22 protein-coding genes are annotated in these 22,033 nt (G+C 56.8%); 16 read left to right on the top strand and 6 right to left on the bottom strand.

What is annotated here, in order from left to right:
* Positions 1-103: 103 nt before the first annotated feature.
* On the top strand, positions 104-529 hold the full coding sequence (gene fur, locus VNZ60_RS10380; protein WP_325658794.1) for a ferric iron uptake transcriptional regulator: 426 nt from the start codon (positions 104-106) through the stop codon (positions 527-529).
* A 40-nt stretch (positions 530-569) separates the two neighbouring features.
* On the opposite strand, the gene VNZ60_RS10375 is transcribed toward fur, so the two are convergent.
* From VNZ60_RS10375 to VNZ60_RS10365, 3 genes are all read right to left on the bottom strand, one after another.
* Positions 570-932: a TfoX/Sxy family protein gene (locus VNZ60_RS10375; protein WP_325658793.1), complete on the bottom strand. Its 363-nt coding sequence runs from the start codon at positions 930-932 to the stop codon at positions 570-572.
* 16 nt (positions 933-948) lie between these two features.
* Positions 949-1,971 carry a heat-inducible transcriptional repressor HrcA gene (gene hrcA / locus VNZ60_RS10370; protein ID WP_325658791.1) on the bottom strand — a complete coding sequence of 341 codons (1,023 nt, stop codon included), beginning with the start codon at positions 1,969-1,971 and terminating at the stop codon, positions 949-951.
* A 69-nt stretch (positions 1,972-2,040) separates the two neighbouring features.
* Positions 2,041-2,787, bottom strand: a complete 747-nt coding sequence (locus VNZ60_RS10365) for an HAD family hydrolase (protein ID WP_325658789.1) — start codon at positions 2,785-2,787, stop codon at positions 2,041-2,043.
* Positions 2,788-2,833: 46 nt separating this feature from the next.
* Between VNZ60_RS10365 and VNZ60_RS10360 the strand changes: the two genes are divergently transcribed.
* From VNZ60_RS10360 to can, 8 genes are all read left to right on the top strand, one after another.
* Positions 2,834-3,763, top strand: coding sequence for an NAD kinase (locus VNZ60_RS10360; RefSeq protein WP_325658787.1), 930 nt, complete (start codon positions 2,834-2,836; stop codon positions 3,761-3,763).
* A 137-nt stretch (positions 3,764-3,900) separates the two neighbouring features.
* Complete coding sequence (gene recN / locus VNZ60_RS10355; protein ID WP_325658786.1) at positions 3,901-5,571, top strand: DNA repair protein RecN; 1,671 nt, start codon at positions 3,901-3,903, stop codon at positions 5,569-5,571.
* Between the two features lie 25 nt (positions 5,572-5,596).
* Complete coding sequence (gene hemH / locus VNZ60_RS10350) at positions 5,597-6,703, top strand: ferrochelatase (protein WP_325658784.1); 1,107 nt, start codon at positions 5,597-5,599, stop codon at positions 6,701-6,703.
* Between the two features lie 526 nt (positions 6,704-7,229).
* Complete coding sequence (gene grpE, locus VNZ60_RS10345) at positions 7,230-7,769, top strand: nucleotide exchange factor GrpE (RefSeq protein WP_325658782.1); 540 nt, start codon at positions 7,230-7,232, stop codon at positions 7,767-7,769.
* Between the two features lie 106 nt (positions 7,770-7,875).
* Positions 7,876-9,810, top strand: coding sequence for a molecular chaperone DnaK (dnaK, locus tag VNZ60_RS10340; RefSeq protein ID WP_325658780.1), 1,935 nt, complete (start codon positions 7,876-7,878; stop codon positions 9,808-9,810).
* A gap of 116 nt (positions 9,811-9,926) precedes the next feature.
* Complete coding sequence (dnaJ, locus tag VNZ60_RS10335; RefSeq protein ID WP_325658778.1) at positions 9,927-11,051, top strand: molecular chaperone DnaJ; 1,125 nt, start codon at positions 9,927-9,929, stop codon at positions 11,049-11,051.
* Positions 11,052-11,271: 220 nt separating this feature from the next.
* Positions 11,272-11,871: a chalcone isomerase family protein gene (locus VNZ60_RS10330; RefSeq protein ID WP_325658776.1), complete on the top strand. Its 600-nt coding sequence runs from the start codon at positions 11,272-11,274 to the stop codon at positions 11,869-11,871.
* A 134-nt stretch (positions 11,872-12,005) separates the two neighbouring features.
* The gene (gene can, locus VNZ60_RS10325; RefSeq protein WP_325658774.1) at positions 12,006-12,674 is read left to right on the top strand and encodes a carbonate dehydratase; all 669 of its coding nucleotides are present in this window, start codon (positions 12,006-12,008) and stop codon (positions 12,672-12,674) included.
* 107 nt (positions 12,675-12,781) lie between these two features.
* Here the strand turns inward: can and purM are convergent, their stop codons facing one another.
* Positions 12,782-13,834 carry a phosphoribosylformylglycinamidine cyclo-ligase gene (gene purM / locus VNZ60_RS10320; protein ID WP_325658772.1) on the bottom strand — a complete coding sequence of 351 codons (1,053 nt, stop codon included), beginning with the start codon at positions 13,832-13,834 and terminating at the stop codon, positions 12,782-12,784.
* 252 nt (positions 13,835-14,086) lie between these two features.
* On the opposite strand from purM, the gene VNZ60_RS10315 reads away from it, so the two are divergent.
* The 7 genes from VNZ60_RS10315 (at position 14,087) to panB (ending at position 20,129) form a co-directional block, all read left to right on the top strand.
* Positions 14,087-15,169 (top strand): AI-2E family transporter, encoded by a 1,083-nt coding sequence (locus VNZ60_RS10315; RefSeq protein ID WP_325658770.1) that lies wholly within the window; start codon positions 14,087-14,089, stop codon positions 15,167-15,169.
* Between the two features lie 55 nt (positions 15,170-15,224).
* Positions 15,225-15,926, top strand: a complete 702-nt coding sequence (gene hda, locus VNZ60_RS10310) for a DnaA regulatory inactivator Hda (protein ID WP_325658768.1) — start codon at positions 15,225-15,227, stop codon at positions 15,924-15,926.
* On the top strand, positions 15,923-16,597 hold the full coding sequence (locus tag VNZ60_RS10305) for a histidinol-phosphatase (protein WP_325658766.1): 675 nt from the start codon (positions 15,923-15,925) through the stop codon (positions 16,595-16,597). Before hda ends, VNZ60_RS10305 begins: the two co-directional genes overlap by 4 nt.
* Complete coding sequence (gene pcnB, locus VNZ60_RS10300; RefSeq protein WP_325658764.1) at positions 16,594-17,973, top strand: polynucleotide adenylyltransferase PcnB; 1,380 nt, start codon at positions 16,594-16,596, stop codon at positions 17,971-17,973. The genes VNZ60_RS10305 and pcnB overlap by 4 nt, the downstream gene beginning before the upstream one ends.
* Entirely contained in the window at positions 17,970-18,470 is a 501-nt protein-coding gene (gene folK / locus VNZ60_RS10295; RefSeq protein WP_325658762.1) for a 2-amino-4-hydroxy-6-hydroxymethyldihydropteridine diphosphokinase, read from the top strand. The genes pcnB and folK overlap by 4 nt, the downstream gene beginning before the upstream one ends.
* Positions 18,471-18,612: 142 nt before the next feature.
* The gene (locus tag VNZ60_RS10290) at positions 18,613-19,260 is read left to right on the top strand and encodes a deoxynucleoside kinase (RefSeq protein WP_325658760.1); all 648 of its coding nucleotides are present in this window, start codon (positions 18,613-18,615) and stop codon (positions 19,258-19,260) included.
* A gap of 2 nt (positions 19,261-19,262) precedes the next feature.
* Complete coding sequence (panB, locus tag VNZ60_RS10285) at positions 19,263-20,129, top strand: 3-methyl-2-oxobutanoate hydroxymethyltransferase (RefSeq protein ID WP_414648810.1); 867 nt, start codon at positions 19,263-19,265, stop codon at positions 20,127-20,129.
* A 96-nt stretch (positions 20,130-20,225) separates the two neighbouring features.
* On the opposite strand, the gene VNZ60_RS10280 is transcribed toward panB, so the two are convergent.
* Both VNZ60_RS10280 and VNZ60_RS10275 read right to left on the bottom strand, forming a co-directional pair.
* The gene (locus VNZ60_RS10280; protein ID WP_325658756.1) at positions 20,226-21,101 is read right to left on the bottom strand and encodes a proteasome-type protease; all 876 of its coding nucleotides are present in this window, start codon (positions 21,099-21,101) and stop codon (positions 20,226-20,228) included.
* A 115-nt stretch (positions 21,102-21,216) separates the two neighbouring features.
* Complete coding sequence (locus VNZ60_RS10275; RefSeq protein ID WP_325658754.1) at positions 21,217-22,029, bottom strand: transglutaminase family protein; 813 nt, start codon at positions 22,027-22,029, stop codon at positions 21,217-21,219.
* Positions 22,030-22,033: the final 4 nt, after the last annotated feature.

Here is a 22,033-nt window from a genome sequence, read left to right as displayed (position 1 = left end):
GTACGGGCAGGGGAGAGCAACATTCGCATAAGGATCTCAATTGATTGAGCAACTGTGCTAAAACGCTATATGATAAAGCAGATCATCCATTTGTGACCAAAACATGCCGAACAATCCATCCGAACTGAAAGCCAGCGGCCTCAAAGCCACCTTGCCACGCCTGAAAATCCTGGAAATTTTCCAGAATAGCGAGGTGCGCCACCTGAGCGCTGAAGACGTCTATAAAATTCTGCTGAACGACAATCTCGATGTCGGTCTGGCAACCGTGTACCGGGTACTGACCCAATTTGAGCAGGCCGGGCTGTTGCAGCGCAACCATTTTGAAACCGGCAAGGCCGTGTTTGAACTCAACGAAGGTTCGCATCACGACCATCTGGTTTGCCTGGATTGTGGTCTGGTCGAAGAGTTTTACGACGAAGAAATTGAAAAACGTCAAAAAATCGTTGCCAAGGATCACGGCTTTGAAATCGCCGACCATGCGCTGGCACTGTATGGGCATTGCCGGGAGTGCCGTAAAAAGAAGGGCTGATGCAGCGCCGTTATTCAGCGCCGTTATTCAGCACCGCTATTTAGCGTTTCCGCGCCTTTGGCGTTGGCTTTGAATTGGCTTTCCGCAGTGCTGCCGCATAAGCAAGCCGCGCCCATGGCGTCATTGCAGCGGCTGAATCCATGGCGTCCTCAGGCGCAGACCAGTAGCTCATCTCAATCGTCCTCCCTTTGTGCTCGACAACAAAAGGCCGGCAATCGGCGGCCGCAAACTGCTGCCGGGTTTCCTCGTCGGTCTTGAGAAACAGAGCGCCGTCGGCAACCAGGCCGATCATCACTCCATCGTGGTAGACGCCATAACCGCCAAACATCCTGCGTGCGCTGATCGCGCCAAGCGGCGCCAGCAACTCGCGGATATAGTCGATGATCGGGTCGTTTGGGGACATGCAGGTGCCGAACGCGCTAGTTGTGGCTCAATGCGTTCGATAGCAATTTGGCAGTGATATTCACTATCGGAATTACGCGCTCATACGCCATCCGCGTAGGCCCGATCACGCCCAGCGTGCCGACGATCTTGCCATTGACTTCATAGGGTGCGGTCACCACGCTCATCTCATCCATCGGCACTAGTTGCGATTCGCCACCGATGAAAATCTGGACCCCGGTCGCTTTGCCGGAGATATCGAGCAATTGCATCAAACTGGTTTTTTGTTCGAACATGTCGAACAGCTTGCGCAAGGAATCCATGTTGGACGACAAATCGGTCACGCTGAGCAGATTGCGCTCGCCCGAAATCACTACTTCGTCGCTATTGTCGGTCATGGCGTCGCTGCCGGCTTCGACCGCTGCTTGCATCAGCCAGCTCATGTCGTCACGCAGCTTGCGCAATTCGCCTTGCAGGCGCAGGCGGACGTCGTCCAGGCTGAGGCCGCCGTAATGTTGGTTGATGTAATTGGCGGCTTGCACCAGCTTGGCAGGGCTGTAATCGATATCGGTCAGCAGCAAGCGGTTCTGGACATCGCCGTTAGGGCTGACGATCACCAGCAGGATGCGTTTTTCCGAAAGCCGCAGGAATTCGATTTGCTGGAAGATCGATTCGCGCCGAGGTGACAGCACCACGCCCGCAAAATGCGATAAAGATGACAACACCTGGGCCGCGTTGGCGATGATTTTTTGTTGTGAATTTGGCTGCAGACGCGCCTGCATCTTGGATTCCAGCGCTGTTTCGTCAATCGGCTCCATGGTCAGCAGGGTATCGACGAACATGCGGTAGCCGCGCGGCGTCGGCACCCGGCCGGCGGAAGTGTGAGGGCTGGCAACAAAACCCATTTCTTCCAGGTCGGCCATGATGTTGCGGATCGTCGCCGGCGACAGTTCCAGGCCGGAAATCTTGGACAAGGCACGCGAGCCAACCGGTTGGCCGTCGGCGATGTACCGTTCGACCAGGGCTTTGAGCAGGGTTTGAGCGCGATTATCTAGTTGCATATGGGTCTATTTTAGCGAGCGCCGGGCTTGCGTGCCAGCGGCTTATAAAGCACTTATACACTGTTTTTGTCAGCCAATCGCAGTTTGTTCCAGCCACCTTTCCAGCTCATGCAGGCTGCTGCAGCTGGCTTGTGCGCTGACGCCGGCGGGAAGCACCCGCTCAAAACGATTGATCCAGACCGCCTGCAAACCCGCCTGTTGAGCGCCGAGCACGTCCAGCATGGGATCGTCGCCCGCATACACGGTTTCTTCAGGCGCCACATTCAGCGCTGAGCAGGCCGCATGGAAAATCGCCGGATCGGGCTTGGCGCTACCGAAGCTATGCGCTGCTATCGATACCTGGAAATGCTGGGCCAGGCCGATTTTGCCAAGATCGGCAAAACCGTTCGAGACCGTACCCAGCAGCAGACGCTGGCGCAACCGGGCCAGGACCGGCTGCACATCGTCGAACGGCGTCACCGCGTGACGCGCCTCGGAAAACAACGCCATCGCTGCATCCACTTTGGCGGTGTCTTCGCCGACGCTCTTGAAGGCGTTGGTCAGCGCCGCGTGGCGCAGCTGCCAGAGGTCGAACTTGAAGACGGGGTTGCTCGCCACCAGATCCAGGCGCTGCTGGCGCAGGCTTTCAATCGTGAATTGGCGGGTGACGGCTGGGGCGTGATCGCGCAACCAGTCGAACAGCAATTGTTCGGCGCGGGCGATCACGGGCTCAATCGGCCACAGCGTATCGTCGAGGTCGAACAGCACCGCTTTCACGGCAGCCGGTTTGCCAAGGCGGGAGGCGGGGGGGATAGTTGAATTATTCGTCGGAGCCATGTGCGTATCCTTCATTGCAAGCCTAAATTATGGTCTAATCGCCAGCATGTCGCCTATAAAATTACCTTCTCAGCCCGGTTCGTCAGCATCCTTGCCGAAAACGATTGCTATCGTCGGCAAATATTTTGCCGCCGGTATTTCCGAGTCGCTGACTGAAATCGTCGATTTTCTGCAAGATCGCGGCCATAACGTCGTGTTCGAAGCCGAGACCGCGCAAAATGTCGCGATGGCAGGCATTGCTGCCATGACGCCGGCCCAGATCGGCGAACAGGCGGACGCCGCGATTATTGTCGGCGGCGACGGCACCATGCTTGGCATTGCCCGCCAGCTGGCGCCCTATGACGTGCCCTTGATCGGCATCAACCAGGGCCGGCTCGGATTCATTACCGATATTTCACTGGAGCGGATGCTGCCGGTGCTGGGCGAAATGCTGGATGGGAACGTCGAGTCGGAGCGCCGCAGCCTGTTGCAGGGAGCCGTCATGCGCGACGGCCAGCAGATTTTCAGCGCACTGGCGTTCAACGATGTGGTGGTGTCGCGTGGCGCGGCTTCCGGTATGGCAGAACTGATGGTCGAAGTCGACGGCCGCTTCATGTATAACCAGCGTTCCGATGGCCTGATCGTGGCGACGCCGACCGGCTCTACCGCGTATGCCTTGTCCGCTGGCGGCCCCTTGCTGCATCCGTCGCTGGGCGGCATTGTGCTGGTGCCGATTGCGCCGCATGCGCTGTCGAACCGGCCTATCGTGATTCCAGACAGCAGTGAAATCGTGATTGAAATCGTGAATGGGCGCGACATGAGCGCCAATTTCGACATGCAATCGCTGGCCAGCCTGCAGCATGGCGACCGCATCCTGATCCGGCGTTCCGAACACACCATCACCTTTTTGCACCCGGCCGGCTGGAGTTATTACGATACCTTGCGACAAAAGTTACACTGGAACGAATATCCGTCGGCGGAAGGGCAGCTCAAGTAAGTTGCTTATTTATGTAAGCTGCTAACGTATTTTTTTGCGACTTTGCTACTGCTTGAGCGGGGCCTGGTCTGCGCTGAATTTATCCTTATTTCTTTGTCTTTATTTCTACACCTATTTTTGAGCCATCTCAGACTCCCATGCTGCGCACACTTTCCATTCGCGATTTTGTCATTGTCGATGCCATCGAGCTTGAGTTCGCCGCTGGCTTTACCGTATTCACCGGCGAAACCGGCGCCGGCAAATCTATCCTGATCGACGCCCTGGCCTTGGCGCTGGGCGGCCGCGGCGACGCCAGCGTGGTGCGCGAAGGCGCCGCCAAGGCAGACGTGACGGCAGAATTTGCGCTGACCGGCGATGCTGACGGCGAGGTCAACGATTGGTTGGATCGGAATGAGTTCTCCAGCGAGGAAGGCGTGATCCTGATGCGCCGTGTGATCGACAACGCCGGCCGCTCCAAGGCGTTTATCAACGGTGTGGCGGCAACCGCGGCGCAACTGCGCGAACTGGGCGAAATGCTGGTCGATATCCACGGCCAGCATGCGCACCAGTCTTTGTTGAAGAGCGACGCCCAACGGCTGTTGCTGGATGGGCAAGCCGGTTTGCAGGATGACTTGCTGGCGGTCGCCGGCGCCTTCAAAAGCTGGCGTTCACTGGCGCGTCAACGCGAAGAATTTGAAACCAACGCCAAGAATGTGCTGCTGGAGCGCGAACGGCTGGAGTGGCAGGTGGGCGAGCTGGAAAAGCTGGCGGTCAAGCCCGGCGAATGGGATGAGATCACCAATGAGCACAGCCGGCTGTCGCATGCCGCTAGCCTGATCGAAGGGGCGCAAGAAGCGCTCAATGTGATTTCAGAAAACGACACAAACGACACGCCGCCTATGTTGTCGCAATTGTCAGCGCTGAACCAGAAAATCGGCAAGCTGGTCGATGTCGACAGCAGCCTCAAGCCGGTGCTGGAAGCGCTGGAGCCGGCGCGCATCCAGTTGCAGGAAGCGGTCTACGCCTTGAATGATTATCTGAGCCGGGTCGAGCTTGATCCGGCGCGCTTGCATCAGGTTGAAGACCGGATGGAGGCGATTCATTCGGCCGGCCGTAAATTCCGCCTGGCGCCGGACGAACTGCCGCAAGAACTGGAGAGCTTGTCGCTGCAGCTGCGGCAACTGGCGGACGCCAGCGATCTCGACGCCATGCGGGCGCAAGAAGAGAAGCTGAAAACCACCTATCTGACGCTGGCGCAAAAACTCTCGAAAGCCCGAGCCAAGGCGGCTCAGGCGCTGGGTACCGCAGTCACCGCAGCGATGCAGGATTTGAGCATGAGCGGCGGCCGCTTTGCGGTTGCATTGAATCCCTGCGAAGCGGCCAGCTACGGCGTCGAGCAAGTAGAGTTCCTGGTCGCCGGTCATGCCGGCGTGGCGCCGCGGCCCTTGGCCAAGGTTGCTTCCGGTGGCGAGCTGGCGCGGATAGCGCTGGCGATTTCGGTGATTACCTCCAGTTCAACCGCGACCCCGACCTTGATTTTCGATGAAGTCGATAGCGGTATCGGCGGCGGCGTGGCGGAGGTGGTTGGACGCCTGTTGAAGCGCCTGGGCCAGGATCGGCAAGTGCTGTGCGTAACCCATTTACCCCAGGTTGCCAGCCAGGCCAATCAGCATTTCCAAGTCAGCAAGCAAAGCCAGGGCAACAAAACGGTATCGGCGATCGACGGTCTCGACGCCAAGAACCGGATTGAGGAAATCGCCCGCATGCTTGGCGGTTTGGAAATCACCGCAACCACGCGCAAGCATGCGCGTGAATTGCTGGCACTCTAAGCCCCTTTTTTCTGGACATCCCTGCATGGCATTTCGTAAAGAACCCCCGTTCACGCATGGCAAGACCGGCAAGACCGCGGTGCTGCTGGTCAATCTGGGTACCCCGGATGCACCGACCACCAAGGCGGTGCGGAGTTACCTGAAGCAATTCCTGTCCGATCCGCGGGTGGTGGAAATCCCACGGGCGATCTGGTGGTGGATTTTGCATTGCGTGATTCTGCCGTTCCGTTCCGGCAAATCGGCACATAAATACGCTTCTATCTGGAGCAATGAAGGTTCGCCGCTGAAAGTCCATACCAGCAAGCAGGCGATTTTGCTGCGCGGTTATCTGGGGCAGCGCGGACATCAGCTGCAAGTGGCTTATGCGATGCGCTACGGCACGCCGGCGATCGCGGAAGTGCTGGAGCAACTGAAAGCAGACGGTTGCGAGCGGATCCTGATCTTGCCCGCCTATCCGCAATATTCGGCGACCACCACAGCGTCGATCTATGACGCGGTATTTGCCCATTGTGCGCAAGTGCGCAATGTTCCTGAATTACGTTTCATCAAGCATTATCACGATCACGAAGCATATATCCAGGCGTTGAAAGAGTCAGTGCTGGCTTACTGGGCAATGCATGGCACACCGGACAAGCTGATCATGAGTTTTCACGGCGTGCCGAAGCGGACTTTGTCGCTAGGCGATCCCTATCATTGCGAATGTCAAAAAACCGCGCGCTTGCTGGCGCAGCAGCTGGGACTGGGGCCTGAGCAATATCAGCTGACTTTCCAGTCGCGCTTCGGCAAGGCAGAATGGCTACAGCCATATACCGCGCCGACTTTGCAGAAACTGGCAAAGCAGGGCGTCAACCGCGTCGATGTGATGTGCCCGGGTTTCACCAGCGATTGCCTGGAGACATTGGAGGAAATTGCGATTGAGGCGAAACAGGATTTCCTGAAGGCGGGCGGCAAGGAGTTCCATTTCATTGCTTGCCTGAACCAGTCGCCGGCCTGGATCTCCGCCATGGCTACTTTGATAGAGGAACATTTGATCGGCTGGCCTACCCATCTGACGGAGAGCGAACGGCATGAATTGAAACAGCAGGCCGAAGCCTCACGGCAACAAGCCGTGCGCCTGGGTGCAAGCCAATAAAGCAGCCGGTCTGATACAGAAATTTTGGGTGTTTTTGCGCCGCTCCGGCTAGGCGCAACTATAATGAGCGCCCAGTGTTGGGTGCGTATGGAAGACTATTGCTTGTTTTGCAAATGGCGGGGCAGCTAGCCATAGTCAATACAAGGCGACCAGTTGCGAATAGCTGATCCAGCTTGCTGCAAGCAAAATATAAACGACCAGAAATGCGGAAATTAACGATAGTTTCACGGTATTCCCCTTGTTGTTTGTTGCGGGAAAAATAATTCTCCAAAAGCGCTGTTTCTTGTTGAATCTACACCTTCAGCATAGTTCCAATGTGGCGTTGCAGCAAACCCATGGTTGGTAAATATTGTTTCAATTTGTTGCCGGGTTTTGATGCGGTTGCCGCCGGTTGTCGTCTTTTAGCTGTTAGTCCAAGCCCATGAGAGCCAAATCAGGGCACGAATTTTAACCCTTGAAAAAGTAGGGACATAGCCTCATTTAGCTTCCCATACTTACTAAGTTATTGATTGTTGGAGGTTTTTGAATGGAACACATGGAAAATCAGAACGAGCAGGCGCAAGTGGAAAAGAACTCGGTTGCCGAAGATGCAACGGTAATCCCTGAAACCACGCTGGAAGTGCAGTTGTCGGAGGCGCAAGCCAAGATCGCGGAAATGCAAGATGCTTTCTTGCGTGCCAAGGCTGAAGCAGAAAACGTTCGTCGCCGCGCTCAGGAAGATATTGCCCGTGCTCACAAGTTTGCGATCGAAGGATTTGCCGAGGCGCTGGTGCCGGTCAAGGACAATCTTGAAATGGCGTTGAAAATTGAAACGCCATCGGTGGAGTCGCTCAAGGAAGGCGTGGAAATGACGCTGAAACAGCTGTCTTCCGCCTTTGAGAGAAATCGCTTGCTGGAAATTTCGCCGCAAGTCGGCGACAAGCTTGATCCGATGAAACATCAGGCAATTTCAACCGTGCCGGCAGAGCAAGAAACCAATACCGTGGTGACAGTGCTGCAAAAGGGATACACCATTGCCGACCGCCTGTTGCGGCCTGCACTGGTGGTCGTGGCGCAAGGAAAATAAAAAAAACGTCAAGAATGAACAAGCTGGCGCTTGAAAGCGCTGCTTTTCTCCCTATATTCAGACCATCAAAACATTAACCATATATTCAAAATAAAGGGCATACACCATGGGTAAAATTATCGGCATTGACTTGGGTACCACCAATTCCTGCGTTTCGGTTATCGAAGGCGGTCAACCTAAAGTGATCGAAAACTCGGAAGGCGCGCGTACTACGCCTTCCATCATCGCCTATCAAGAAGACGGCGAAATCCTGGTTGGCGCGCCTGCCAAGCGCCAGGCAGTCACCAACCCGACCAATACGCTGTACGCAACCAAGCGTCTGATCGGTCGTAAATTCGACGAAAAAGAAGTGCAAAAAGACATCGCGCTGATGCCTTACCAAATCATCAAAGCCGACAACGGCGATGCATGGGTTGGCGTGCGCGACCAGAAGCTGGCGCCACCGCAAATTTCTGCGGAAGTGCTGCGCAAGATGAAGAAGACCGCTGAAGACTACCTCGGCGAAGAAGTCACCGAAGCCGTGATCACGGTGCCGGCTTACTTTAACGATGCACAGCGCCAGGCGACCAAGGATGCCGGCCGCATCGCCGGTCTGGACGTCAAGCGCATCATCAACGAGCCGACTGCGGCAGCGCTGGCATTCGGCCTGGACAAGGCAGAAAAAGGCGATCGCAAGATTGCGGTATATGACTTGGGCGGCGGTACTTTCGACGTGTCCATCATCGAAATCGCTGATGTCGATGGCGAAAAGCAATTTGAAGTGCTGTCCACCAATGGCGACACTTTCCTCGGCGGCGAAGACTTCGACCAGCGCATCATCGATTACATCCTGGACGAATTCAAGAAGATCAACGGTATCGACCTGGGCAAGGATGCGATTGCGCTGCAACGTATCAAGGCATCGGCCGAGCGCGCCAAGATCGAACTGTCGTCCTCGCAACAGACCGAAATCAACGAACCGTACATCGCCATGGCGAACGGCGCACCTATCCACTTGAACCTGAAGATGACCCGCGCCAAGCTGGAATCGCTGGTGGAAGAGCTGATTGCCAAGACCATCGAGCCTTGCCGCATTGCGATCAAGGACGCCGGCGTCAAGGTTTCCGACATCGACGACATCATCCTGGTCGGCGGCATGACCCGTATGCCTAAGGTGCAGGAAAAGGTAAAGGAATTCTTCGGCAAGGATCCGCGCAAGGACGTCAACCCTGATGAAGCGGTTGCAGTCGGCGCCGCAATCCAGGGTTCGGTCTTGTCGGGCGACCGCAAGGACTTGCTGCTGCTGGACGTGACACCGTTGTCGCTGGGTATCGAAACCATGGGCGGCGTGATGACCAAGATGATTCAGAAGAACACCACCATCCCGACCAAATTCAGTCAGGTGTTCTCGACTGCCGACGACAACCAGCCGGCCGTGACCATCAAGGTTTTCCAAGGTGAGCGCGAGATGGCGGCCGGTAACAAGGGCCTGGGCGAATTCAATCTGGAAGGTATTCCACCAGCATCGCGTGGTACACCGCAGATCGAAGTCACCTTCGACATCGACGCCAACGGTATCCTGCACGTCGGCGCCAAGGACAAGGCTACCGGCAAGGAAAACAAGATCACCATCAAGGCTAACTCCGGTCTGACCGAAGAAGAGATCCAAAAGATGGTGCGCGACGCCGAGGCAAATGCCGAAGAAGACAAGCGCCTGAAAGAAGTCGCCGAAGCGCATAACCAAGGCGATGCACTGGTGCATTCGACCAAGAAGTCCCTGACGGAATACGGCGACAAGCTGGAAGCCGGCGAGAAGGCCAGCATCGAAGCAGCGATCAAGGAACTGGAAGAAGTGTTGAAGGGTAGCGACAAGGCCGCCATCGACAACAAGACAGCAGCCCTGACCACTGCAGCGCAAAAGCTCGGCGAAAAGATGTACGCCGACATGCAGGCCCAGCAAGCTGCTGCAGGCGGCGCTGAAGCGGGTGCGGCCGGTGCCGAAGCCAAGGCGAAAGAAGACGACGTGGTTGATGCTGACTTCAAGGAAGTGAAGGATAAGTAAGGTCTTCGTCAGTGCTGGTCTGCCAATTTAATTGGCAAGCTGGTACGAAGACGCGCCGGGCAGATGCTATTGCAGCTCTGTTCGGCGTTTTCGCTTAAACAACAGGGTGCAAAAAGATGGCGAAGCGTGATTTTTATGAAATATTGGGTGTTGCGAAAAACGCCTCTGATGAAGAAATCAAGAAGGCGTATCGCAAGCTCGCAATGAAGCATCATCCGGACCGCAATCCGGATAGCAAAGGTGCGGAAGAAAAATTCAAAGAGGCGAAAGAAGCCTACGAAATGCTGGCTGATCCGCAAAAACGCGAAGCCTATGATCGCTATGGCCATGCCGGCGTCGACCCGAATATGGGCGGCGGCGGTGGCGGCGGCGGTTTTGCCGACGCGTTTGGCGATATCTTCGGCGATATTTTCGGCGGTGGAGGCGGTGGCCGCGGCGGTCGCGGCGGGCCGCAAGTGTATCGCGGCGCCGATTTGCGCTATAACCTCGAAATCACGCTGGAACAAGCCGCGCACGGTTTCGATACCACCATCCGCGTACCGTCCTGGGATGAGTGCGAGCCCTGCCACGGCAGCGGCGCCAAGCCCGGCACCGAACCGATCACCTGCCCGACCTGCGGCGGCCACGGCCAGGTCAGGATGCAGCAAGGCTTTTTCAGCATCCAGCAGACTTGTCCGAAATGCCACGGCAGCGGCAAGATCATTCCTGAACCTTGCCCGTCTTGCAGCGGCGCCGGCCGTATCAAGCGCAACAAGACACTCGAAGTGAAGATCCCGTCCGGCATCGACGACGGCATGCGGATTCGTTCTTCCGGCAACGGCGAGCCAGGCATGAACGGCGGCCCGACCGGCGATCTGTATGTGGAAATCCACATCAAGCCGCACGCGGTATTCCAGCGTGAAGGCGACGATCTCCATTGCGAAATGCCGATCTCGTTTGCCAAAGCCGCTTTGGGCGGCGAAATCGAAGTGCCGACCTTGAACGGCAAAGCTTCGTTCACGATTCCCGATGGCACTCAGTCCGGCAAGACTTTCCGTCTGCGCAGCAAAGGCATCAAGGGCGTGCGCTCGGGTTATGCCGGCGACCTGTTCTGCCACGTCGTGGTGGAAACCCCGGTCAAGCTGAGCGACAGGCAAAAGGAATTGCTGCAAGAGTTCGAGCAACTGACCAGCGAAGGCGGCGCCAAACACAGCCCGCAGAGCAAGTCCTGGAAAGACAAGGTGAAAGAGTTTTTCGAGTAAGCAAGCCTGCTCCGAGCCTCACAAAAGCCGCCAACCGTGCAAGGTTGGCGGCTTTTTTATGGCCGGCAGCATAAGGGGCGGTAGACTTCCCAGCCATCATTAACAATTTCTTTATTGCATAATTTTGTCCAGCTCTCTATTCTGTATATGGTAATAATAAAACGATCGTTCTTTTATTTGCGATCAATACAAACTCCATATACAAACCATAGGAGGAGACATGAAAGTAGTTGCTCGTTTGAAGCGTGCAGGGGCTTGCGCCTGCGTATTCTCTGCGCTGATATTGGCGCAGAGCGCATTTGCGCTGGATGTGGCTGGTGTCAAGGTCGAAGAAACAGCAAAGGTCGGCAATCAGGACTTGAAGCTGAACGGCGCCGGGATTCGCTATAAAGTCATTTTCAAGGTCTATACCGCCGCCTTATATCTGACCGAGAAGAAAACCACGGTGCCGGACGTGATGGCTGCTACCGGACCGCGGCGTATCGAACTGGTCATGCTGCGCGATGTCAGCAGCGAAGATTTCAGCCGGGCTTTCATGACCGGCATCCAAAACAATGTGGATAAAGCTGATAAATCGAAAATCGTTAATCAGTTGCTGAAATTCGGCGAGTTGTTTGCCTCGATCCCGGAGCTGAAAAAGGGTGACGTGCTGACCACCGACTGGATTCCAGGCGTCGGCACGCAGATCCACTTTAACGGCAAACCGGTGTCGGAGACCCTGCCAGATCAGGTTTTCTATAACGCTTTGCTGAAAATCTGGCTCGGCGAGAAACCTGCCGACAGCAAATTGAAGCTCTCCCTGTTAGGCCAGCAGGGATAGGTAAGGCAAGAAGGAATGGCGACTATCGGATAAAAGCAGATGAGATTTGCCAAGTTTCTATAAAATGAGGCCTAGGATGTCGTGCATGTAATGTAAAAATAACATGCAGACGGAACTTTATTTAATGGAAAACAATGACAGCAAACAACAAGCAATCCCTGACCCGAGAAGACCTTTTCCAAAGAAACCGGGAGTGGGCGGCGGCAATCACCGCCCGCGATCCGGATTTTTTCAAGACCCTGGCGTCGCAACAGGCGCCGGAGTATTTCTGGATCGGGTGTTCCGACAGCAGGGTGCCGGCAAATGAGTTGCTGGGCTTGCTGCCGGGTGAGTTATTTGTTCACCGTAATATCGCCAACGTGGTTGCCCATAGCGACCTGAATTGTTTGTCGGTATTGCAGTTTGCGGTAGATGTACTGAAGGTAAAGCATGTTTTCGTGGTCGGCCATTATGGTTGCTCCGGCGTCCATGCGGCGCTCACCAAGCGCCGTGTCGGGCTGGCCGACAACTGGCTGCGCTATGTCGAGGACGTGCATCAGAAGCATGAACGCTATCTGGGGGAAGCCTTGTCGGAGAGCGTGCGCCACGATCGTTTGTGTGAGCTCAATTCGATGGAGCAGGTCGCCAATATTTGCCGTACCACCATCGTCCAGGACGCCTGGGATCGCGGTCAACCGCTGACCATTCATAGCTGGGTGTACAGCGTGCGGGACGGCTTGTTGCGGGATCTGGAGGTGACCGTCAGCTGCATGTCCGACCTGGACAAGGGGATGGCGGCCAGTTTGAAGCGCTATGAGGATTAAAACTGCTTGAGATTGTGTAGCGCCACAATCATTAAATAAGACAAGACAAAAAAGACGACCGGTAAATCGGTCGTCTTTTTTTTAAGCTGCGCTGCAGTTACCCGCAGTTACAGCACGATCGTTTGCGCCTCACCTTCGGCGCGTGCGCGGATTTCACCAATCCGGCTGACGGTTTCCCCTGCCGCTTGCAACTGTGCGATGGCGGCGTCGGCGTTTTCCTTGGCGACGATGACAGTCATGCCGATGCCGCAGTTGAAGACCCGATGCATTTCTGCGTCGGCAACCTGGCCGTGCTGTTGCAGCCAGGTGAACAGCGGCGGCATGGTCCAGCTATCGCTATGCAATACCGCAGTCAGATTGTCTTGCAGCACGCGTGGAATGTTTTCCACCAGGCCGCCGCCGGTGATATGCACCATGCCCTTGACTTCCATAGCCTCCATCAGCGCCAGCAACGGCTTGACGTAAATCCGGGTCGGCTCCATCAGCACGTCGGCCAGCTTGCGGCCGTGGAAATCCGCATCGAGATCAGGTTGGGCGACTTCGATGATCTTGCGCACCAGCGAATAGCCGTTGGAGTGCGCGCCCGACGACGCCAGGCCCAGCACCACGTCGCCCGGCACGATCTTGGTGCCGTCGATCAGCTTGGATTTTTCAACCGCGCCGACGGCGAAGCCGGCCAGATCGTATTCGCCATCGGGATACATGCTTGGCATTTCAGCCGTTTCGCCGCCGATCAGGGCGCAGCCCGCCAGCTCGCAACCTTTGGCGATGCCTTTGATGACATCGGTGGCGCTAGGCACATCGAGTTTGCCGCAAGCGAAGTAATCCAGGAAGAACAAAGGCTCGGCGCCTTGCACCAGGATGTCGTTGACGCTCATCGCCACCAGATCGATGCCAACCGTATCGTGGCGTTTCAGGTGGAAAGCCAGCTTCAGCTTGGTGCCGACGCCGTCGGTGCCGGAGACCAGCACCGGCTCCTTGAATTTCTTGCTGATTTCGAACAAGGCGCCGAAACCGCCGATACCGCCCATCACGCCTTCACGCATGGTGCGCTTGGCAAAAGGCTTGATTGCCTCGACCAGGGCGTCGCCGGCGTCGATGTCGACACCCGCATCGCGATAAGAGAGGGGCACGTTGGAAACGTTTGAAGTGGAAGTCATGATGTGATTGGCGGCAGAGGCGGTAAAATAGAGGGAATTCGGCCACGCATCCGATATTCATCGCCGTTTCAGCGTTGTCTATCAGGTCAAATAACCGGCCAAAAACAGCCAAACAAGAGATAGTCAGCGGAAAATAAGGCTTTTCCACGGGCTTTGTCTTGTTTTTTAGCTTATCAATTGCTTGGTTTCGGCCAGGTTATTGCGCGGTAAAAGCGGTATTTTATCAAACCGATCCATCAAACTTTCGATTCCATGCCATTTTCTTTTAGCGACGAACAAAAACAAACTGCATTGTGGCTGGGAATTGGGCTGCTGCTGGTGGCTTTACTGGTTGCCTTGGGGCCGATTCTGACGCCTTTCATCGCTTCCGCCATTCTCGCCTATGCACTTAATCCGGGGGTGGATTGGCTGTCGCGCCGGCGCATCGGCAAGTTTCCTTTCCCGCGCGCGCTGGCGGTGCTGATCGTGATACTGCTGCTGGTGTTTGCCATCCTGGCGGTGATCTTGATCGTGATACCGGTGTTGCGCAAAGAATTTCCTTTGTTGCAAGACCAGATTCCGAATTTCCTCAACAAGCTGGATAGCGTAATCGGCCCGCATTTGCAGGATTTCGGCATCAATGTGCGGCTGGACGGGACCGGCATCAAGGAAATGCTGACCAAGCAATTGTCTACCAGCGGCGATGAGATCTGGGGCTCGGTGCTGGCCTCGGTCAAGGTCGGCGGCACCGCAGTGCTGGGCTGGATTGCCACCATACTGCTGGTGCCGGTAGTGCTGTTTTACCTGCTGCAGGACTGGCATTCGATCGTCGAGCGCGCGAGCCGGCTGGTGCCGCGCCGCTGGCAAGGCAAGACCGGCAACATGACACAAGAGGTCGATAGCCTGCTGGCGCAGTATTTGCGCGGTCAATTGCTGGTAATGTTGGTTCTGGCGATTTATTATTCGACCGGGCTGGCGATTGCGGGCTTTGATGTGGCGTTGCCGGTCGGCATTATTACTGGTTTGCTGGTATTCATTCCGTACGTCGGCTTCGGCCTTGGACTGGTGCTGGCGCTGATCGCGGCGATGCTGCAATTCAGCGGCTGGCATGGCCTGATTGCGGTCGCCATCGTGTATGGCATTGGCCAGGTACTGGAAAGTTTTATCCTGACGCCGCGGCTGGTAGGCGAACGCATCGGCCTGCATCCGCTGGTAGTGATTTTTGCGTTGATGGCTTTTGGCCAGTTATTCGGCTTCGTTGGCATACTGCTGGCGCTGCCGTGTTCGGCGATCATGTCGGTAGTGGTCAAACACGTGCGAGCACATTACCTCAACAGCAGTTTTTATCAACACTAATTAAATTAAAAGCAGGCTCGGTAGACCGTAGCGAGCCTCCTTAGAAGAAACGAGTATGAGGCAGTTAACGCTGGACATAACTGCGGAAGAACCGCAGACCCTGGACACTTTTGTGGTCGGGCAGAATCAAGAAGCTTTACAGTTCTTGCAGCGTCTGGTCGCGCCGTCGGCGACATCCCTCACCGCGCCGGGCGATCGTTTTGTCTACCTGTGGGGCGACGCCGGCGCCGGCAAAAGCCATGTGCTGCACGCCCTGGCCAGCAGCACTGGCGCGCGCCTGATCCGTGGCAGCCAATATAACGGCGATGTCTTTAATTTCTCGCCGGATGTGTCCGGCTATTTGATCGACGATTGCGACAAATTGTCGGCCGGCGACCAGATCGAAGCCTTCAATCTGTTCAACCAGATTCGCGAGCATGGCGGCTGGCTGGTCACCAGCGGCGAGTTGCCGCCGTCCGAGCTGAGCGTACGCGAAGACTTGCGGACCCGCCTCGGCTGGGGCCTGATTTATCAATTGCACGGTTTGAGCGATGAAGAAAAAATCGCGGCACTGACGCATGCGGCGCTAGCGCGCGGCCTGCATCTGTCGAGCGGCGTGTTACCCTACCTGATTACGCATTTCCGGCGTGATATGCGGTCTTTATCGGCCATGCTGGACGAGCTGGACCGCTATTCGCTGGAGACCCAGCGACCCATAACGCTGCCCCTGTTACGCAGCCTGTTGCAACTCGAATCCGAAGATAAACCATCACTATGAACCTGGCCTTATTCGACCTTGACCATACGCTCCTGCCTGTCGACTCAGACTATGAATGGGGCCAATTCCTGGCACGCATCGGCGCGGTTGATCCCGACGCCTTTGAAAAGAGCAACGCCGAGTGGTTTGCCCAATATCAGGCCGGCACGCTCGATCCGGTCAAATACCTGGAATTCGCCTTCGGCACCTTGGCAAAATTTCCGCGCAAGCAGCTCGATGCTTGGCACGCGCAGTTCATGGCGGAAGTGATCCAGCCGCAAATTACCCCGGCGGCGCGCGCCCTGTTGCAAAAGCACCAGGATGCAGGCGACCTGGTGGCAATCGTGACCGCCACCAACAGCTTTGTAACGGAGCCGATTGCCAAGGCCCTGGGCGTCGATTTCCTGATCGCCTCGGACCCGGAAACCACCGGCGACGGCGAGATTACCGGCAAGCTGGGGAGCGCCCCGACCTACGGCCCCGGCAAAGTCACCCATACCCACGCCTGGCTGGCGACCATGGACATGACGCTGGCCAGCTTCCCGCGCAGTTATTTCTATAGCGATTCGCACAACGACCTGCCGCTGATGGCGCTGGTCACCGACCCCATCGCCACCAATCCCAACGCTCGCTTGAAAGAGCACGCAATTGCGCAAGGCTGGCCCATCCTGAATTTATTCGACGCGCAATGATCAAGAAGCTGATTCGCTCCATCCTTGGGAAAAAGAAAAAAGATCCCACCCAACCGTTGATACTCGGCCCGAAACAGCACGGCATCAATCCGCAACTGGTGTCTCCCAATGCGGTGCGTGTCACCAAAACACTGCAGGATAACGGTTTCAAAGCCTTCATCGTTGGCGGTGCGGTGCGCGATCTGTTGCTGGGCGTGAAGCCCAAGGATTTCGACGTCGCCACCAACGCCACGCCGGAGCAGGTCAAGCGTTTGTTCCGGCGCGCCTTCATCATCGGCAAGCGCTTCCAGATCGTGCATGTGATGTTTGGCCAGGAGCTGATCGAAGTCACCACTTTCCGCGGCGCTTCCTCGGACGGTTCGCCGAAAGACGAGCATGGCCGTGTATTGCGCGACAACACTTTCGGCGAACAGCATGAAGATGCGGTACGGCGCGATTTCACGATCAACGCGATGTACTACGATCCGGCCACCGAGAGCGTGCTCGATTACCACGGCGGCATCGACGATATCCGCGCCAAGACCTTGCGCATCATCGGCGAACCGGAAGCGCGTTACCGGGAAGACCCGGTGCGCATGCTGCGCATCGTGCGTTTCGCCGCCAAGCTCAAGTTCACCATCGATCCGGCCACCCGCGCGCCGATACCGGTAATGGCGGCGCTGATCGACAACGTGCCCGCCGCGCGGGTGTTCGACGAAATGCTGAAGTTGCTGATGAGCGGCCATGCGCTGGCCTGCCTGCAGCAATTGCGCCAGGAAGGCCTGCATCACGGCTTGCTGCCGTTGCTGGACGTAGTGCTGGAACAACCGCTGGGCGAAAAGTTCGTGACGCTGGCGCTGGCCAATACCGATGTTCGCGTGCAGCAAGGCAAGCCGGTTTCTCCCGGCTTCCTGTTTGCCTCATTGCTGTGGCATCAGGTACTGGAAAAATGGAGCGCCTACAAAGCGGCCGGCGAATTCCCCATACCTGCACTGCATCTGGCTGCCGACGATGTGCTGGACGCGCAAACCGACAAGCTGGCGCTGCAACGCAAGATCGCCTCCGACATGCGCGATATCTGGGCCATGCAGCCACGTTTTGAGCGCCGCACCGGCAAGACGCCTTACAAGCTGCTGGAGCATTTGCGCCTGCGCGCCGGTTACGATTTCCTGTTGCTGCGTTGCGCCTCGGGCGAGATCGACAGCGAAATCGGCGAGTGGTGGACGGCTTTCATGGAAGGCGACGGCGCTGAGCGTGAAGTGCTGATAGCGCAAAAACCGAAAGCAACGGCCGAAGCCGCGCCGCCTAAAAAACGCCCGCGTCGACGCGGTTCGCGCAGCGGCGCCAAGACGGTCAATCCAGGCAGTCACAGCAACGACGACCAGGGTGGTCAATGACGGCAATCTCTCCTGCTGCCGAAGCGGTCACCGCTTACATCGGCATCGGCGCCAATCTGGGTGACGCCCAAGCCCAGGTCCAGCGCGCCATTCTGCAACTAGGCAAGTTGCCCGACACCAGCCTGGATGCACAATCGAGCCTGTTTTGCACAGCGCCGCTGGACGCCGGCGGCGACGATTACATCAACGCCGTGGCGCGCGTCAAAACCCGCTTGAGCGCGCATGCCTTGCTGCAGGGCTTACAGCAGATCGAACAGGATTTCGGCCGCCAGCGTCCTTATCCGAATGCGCCGCGCACGCTGGATCTGGACCTGTTGTTATATGGCCAGGCGACGTTCCAGGACGCGCTGCTGACGGTACCGCACCCACGCATGACGCAACGCGCTTTCGTCCTGATTCCGCTATTGCAGCTCGATCCCTTCATCGTCATTCCCCAGTACGGCCCGGCACATCAGTTTGCTCCGCAAGTCGCCGACCAAACCATCCGTAAAGTATAAGAACCTGTGCATCAAAATTTGCGCATCAAAATCTGCGCATCAAAATCTGCGCATCAAAATTTGTTTAATGACGGCCGTCTGCCGGATGCCTCAGCTTCTGGCACACTGTTCTCTTCACGCGTGCAGCGCTTCACTCTAAAACATGAATCTAGACAGCTATAAATATATCGTCGTAGAAGGCCCGATCGGGGTCGGCAAGACTACGCTGGTGAACAAGATCGCCATGCATCTGGGGTGTAAAGTCTTGCTGGAGCAACCGCAAGCCAACCCCTTCCTGGAAAAGTTTTACCGTGACGCTCCGCGCTACGCGTTGTCGACACAAATGTTCTTCCTGTTCCAGCGCATCAACCAGTTGCGCGACTCGGCACAGAATGACTTGTTCGACGGCCCCGGCCATCTGGTCGCCGATTTCATGCTGGCCAAGGATCCGATCTTTGCCCGCCTGACCTTGGCCGACGAGGAACTCAAGTTGTATCAGCAAATGTACGATCATCTGCGGCCGCAGGCAGCGACGCCGGATCTGGTGATTTATCTGCAAGCCGAGCCGGAGACCTTGGTCGAACGCATCAAAAAGCGTGGCATCGAGATGGAAGCGGCGATCTCGCCGGAGTACCTGTGGCGCTTGTGCGAAAGCTACAGCCGCTTTTTCTATCACTACGACGATGCACCGCTGCTGATCGTCAATAACGAACATCTGGATCTGGCCGGCAACGACGCCGATTTCAGCTTACTCTTGGCGCGCATAGACGGCATGCGCGGCAAGCGTGAATTTTTCAATCGTGGAGAATGACAATGGCAGGATATATACAGGGTAGTGACCCGGGCAGTGATTCGGGCCGTGACTCGGCGGCACATGCAAGCAAGCGCAGCAAACCGATCACCATCCCGGCCTTGCAGGCCTTGCGCGAAAAAGGTGAAAAAATCACCATGCTGACTTGTTACGACGCCAGCTTTGCCGCCTTGATGGACCGCTGCGGGGTTGAAACCTTGCTGATCGGCGATTCGCTGGGCATGGTGTGCCAAGGCCACACATCGACCTTGCCGGTAACCATCCAAGACATCGTGTACCACACCGCCAGCGTGGTGCGTGGCAATCGTACCGCACTGGTGCTGGCCGACCTGCCGTTCGGCACTTACGCCACGCCAGAAAGCGCATTCGCCAACGCGGTGCCGGTGATCCAGGCTGGCGCGCAAATGGTCAAGATCGAAGGCGGCGCCTGGCTGGCGCCTACCGTGCGTTTCCTCACCGAACGCGCGATTCCGGTCTGCGGCCATCTCGGCCTGACGCCGCAATCGGTGCATCAGATGGGCGGCTACAAGGTGCAGGGCAAGTCGACCGCGGCAGCCGAACAGTTGAAGGCCGACGCTCTGGCGCTGCAAGAAGCGGGCGCCAGCCTGCTGGTGCTGGAAGCGATTCCAGCAGCGTTGGGCAAGGAAGTCAGCGAGATGCTGACTATCCCGACCATTGGCATCGGCGCCGGCCCGGATTGCTCCGGCCAGGTGCTGGTGATGCATGATCTGATGGGCGTTTTTCCCGGCCACAAAGCACGTTTCGTGAAAGATTTCATGCAGGGCCAGACCAGTATCGATGCGGCTGTGCTGGCGTATGTCAGCGCGGTGAAGGACAAATCGTTTCCAGCGCCGGAGCATTGTTTCTAAGATGGCCTGAGGCCGTAATCTAAAACGGCGACGCCTTGCTCAAGGAGTAAGGCGTCGCCGTGAATGTGAATGCCGGTACTTCCGGCTTCTGTTTTTTTAGTGCTGCTTATTGCTATCAGCCCCTTGCGCCAGGGTTTGCAACGGCGCCGGCTGACTGCCGCCACGATTGACCACAGGCGGCGCCAATACCATCGGTTCGTTGACAGAACCCTTCGCCTGTACGACGTTCGAGGCGGTTTCCGGGTTGGCGTTCCAGACTGGATCGGCGATGCCGTTGAACACAGCTTTGAGTTGTTTGCCCCAGTTTTCGTGAATCATCTGGAAGTACTGGTTTTTCTCGTCAATCGTCACGAAGCGCGTGACCGCCAGCGTGTCCACTCCATATAGCAACAAGTCCAGCGGCAAACCTACCGAGATGTTGGAGCGCATGGTGGAGTCCATGGAAATCAGCGCGCATTTTGCCGCCTCGTCCAGGGTCGATGCGGGCGTGATCACGCGGTCAAGTATCGGCTTGCCGTATTTCGCTTCGCCGATCTGGAAATAGGTATTTTCATTCAGCGATTCGATGAAATTGCCGGCCGCATACACCTGGAACAGACGGCATTCTTCACCCTTGATCTGGCCGCCGAAAATGATGCCGACATTAAAATCGATGCCGAATTTTTCCAATTTCTGGGCGTCACGGTCATACACGATGCGTACTGCTTCGCCGACTATCTGCGCCGCTTCGTACATCGAGGCGACAGTCCAGATGGTCTTGCCGGCGGCATTCATGTGTTCGCCGATGACTTGTTTGATGGATTGCGAAATCGACAGGTTGCCAGCGGTCATGAACACCATCAGGCGTTCACCGGGATTTTCGAACACGCTCATCTTGCGCGCAGTGGCGACATGGTCGACTCCCGCATTGGTGCGTGAATCAGAAAGAAAGACCAGGCCGGAGTTCAGGCGTAGGGCGACGCAGTAAGTCATGGTGTCGAAGAAAAATGCAAAATGGCGATTTTACAGGAAGCTAAGCCGGTTTCCCGCTCAGATTGGCTGTTTGTATTGCTGACGCGACAAGTTTTTGTGAATTAATGTGAATCGCTTATTGCTCCGATGGTAAAGCGGAAACATTGACTTGCACGGTCAGGGTTTCTTCACCGCCGCCGCGACGCACACCACGCACCGGCGCCGCCGAATCGTAATCGCGCCCAATTGCTAATCGGCAATAATTGTCGCTGGCAAAACATGCATGGGTCACATCAATGCTGAGCCAGCCGGTGAAATCACCTTCCTGCACCCAGACGTCGACCCAGGCGTGGCTTTCGGCGTGGCTGGTATTGCCGGGGTCGATATAGCCCGATACATAACGCGCCGGGATACCGGTGATGTGACAGCAAGCCAGGAACAGATGCGCATGATCCTGGCAGACGCCCTGGCCCAGCAGCAACGCATCGTCGGCACTGCTGGTGACCGCCGTCGAGCCGCTTTGATAGGCGACCGCGGCGCAAATTGCTTGCGCCAGCTCCAGCAATTGCCTGCTGCCTGCGCCTGCCTGCAGATTCCGGTGCGCGAAATCCATGACGGCGGCGGTAGCTTGCGTCAATTGGGTCGGCACCGTAAATACCAGAGGCGAGAATTCCCCCGCTTGCGGCAGCCGGCCCTGTTGCAACGGCGTCACCGCTACCGTGCCTTCGGCGATGATGCGCACCTCATGGTGGGGTTTTGTGATGGTCAGCATATGGCTGAGATTGCCGAACGCATCGGTGAACGGATGACGGCTGCCGGAACTGCTGATTTGCCATGCCAGCGTGCGTTGCTGAGCTTCGGCACGGGGCCACAGCCGCAGCTGCTGAATCGTGTAAGTCAGCGCTGCGGTGTAGTGGTAAACCGTTTCATGCCGGATGGTCAGTAGCATGTCA

Source organism: Collimonas sp., assembly GCF_035566375.1.
Classification (GTDB): domain Bacteria; phylum Pseudomonadota; class Gammaproteobacteria; order Burkholderiales; family Burkholderiaceae_D; genus Collimonas.
The sequence above is the reverse complement of the archived record's forward strand: the minus strand, read 5'-3'. Positions and strand labels throughout refer to the sequence as shown.

Bases quoted from the DNA above. Each gene is read 5' to 3' on its own strand.
- hemH (WP_325658784.1), top strand. From the start codon at position 5,597: ATGGCATTTCGTAAAGAACCCCCGTTCACGCATGGCAAGACCGGCAAG.
- fur (WP_325658794.1), top strand. From the start codon at position 104: ATGCCGAACAATCCATCCGAACTGAAAGCCAGCGGCCTCAAAGCCACC.
- VNZ60_RS10290 (WP_325658760.1), top strand. From the start codon at position 18,613: ATGAATCTAGACAGCTATAAATATATCGTCGTAGAAGGCCCGATCGGG.
- dnaK (WP_325658780.1), top strand. From the start codon at position 7,876: ATGGGTAAAATTATCGGCATTGACTTGGGTACCACCAATTCCTGCGTT.
- VNZ60_RS10305 (WP_325658766.1), top strand. From the start codon at position 15,923: ATGAACCTGGCCTTATTCGACCTTGACCATACGCTCCTGCCTGTCGAC.
- panB (WP_414648810.1), top strand. From the start codon at position 19,263: ATGGCAGGATATATACAGGGTAGTGACCCGGGCAGTGATTCGGGCCGT.
- VNZ60_RS10315 (WP_325658770.1), top strand. From the start codon at position 14,087: ATGCCATTTTCTTTTAGCGACGAACAAAAACAAACTGCATTGTGGCTG.
- hda (WP_325658768.1), top strand. From the start codon at position 15,225: ATGAGGCAGTTAACGCTGGACATAACTGCGGAAGAACCGCAGACCCTG.
- VNZ60_RS10375 (WP_325658793.1), bottom strand. From the start codon at position 932: ATGTCCCCAAACGACCCGATCATCGACTATATCCGCGAGTTGCTGGCG.
- VNZ60_RS10275 (WP_325658754.1), bottom strand. From the start codon at position 22,029: ATGCTACTGACCATCCGGCATGAAACGGTTTACCACTACACCGCAGCG.
- folK (WP_325658762.1), top strand. From the start codon at position 17,970: ATGACGGCAATCTCTCCTGCTGCCGAAGCGGTCACCGCTTACATCGGC.
- VNZ60_RS10330 (WP_325658776.1), top strand. From the start codon at position 11,272: ATGAAAGTAGTTGCTCGTTTGAAGCGTGCAGGGGCTTGCGCCTGCGTA.
- hrcA (WP_325658791.1), bottom strand. From the start codon at position 1,971: ATGCAACTAGATAATCGCGCTCAAACCCTGCTCAAAGCCCTGGTCGAA.
- grpE (WP_325658782.1), top strand. From the start codon at position 7,230: ATGGAACACATGGAAAATCAGAACGAGCAGGCGCAAGTGGAAAAGAAC.
- recN (WP_325658786.1), top strand. From the start codon at position 3,901: ATGCTGCGCACACTTTCCATTCGCGATTTTGTCATTGTCGATGCCATC.
- pcnB (WP_325658764.1), top strand. From the start codon at position 16,594: ATGATCAAGAAGCTGATTCGCTCCATCCTTGGGAAAAAGAAAAAAGAT.
- VNZ60_RS10280 (WP_325658756.1), bottom strand. From the start codon at position 21,101: ATGACTTACTGCGTCGCCCTACGCCTGAACTCCGGCCTGGTCTTTCTT.
- can (WP_325658774.1), top strand. From the start codon at position 12,006: ATGACAGCAAACAACAAGCAATCCCTGACCCGAGAAGACCTTTTCCAA.
- purM (WP_325658772.1), bottom strand. From the start codon at position 13,834: ATGACTTCCACTTCAAACGTTTCCAACGTGCCCCTCTCTTATCGCGAT.
- dnaJ (WP_325658778.1), top strand. From the start codon at position 9,927: ATGGCGAAGCGTGATTTTTATGAAATATTGGGTGTTGCGAAAAACGCC.
- VNZ60_RS10360 (WP_325658787.1), top strand. From the start codon at position 2,834: ATGTCGCCTATAAAATTACCTTCTCAGCCCGGTTCGTCAGCATCCTTG.
- VNZ60_RS10365 (WP_325658789.1), bottom strand. From the start codon at position 2,787: ATGGCTCCGACGAATAATTCAACTATCCCCCCCGCCTCCCGCCTTGGC.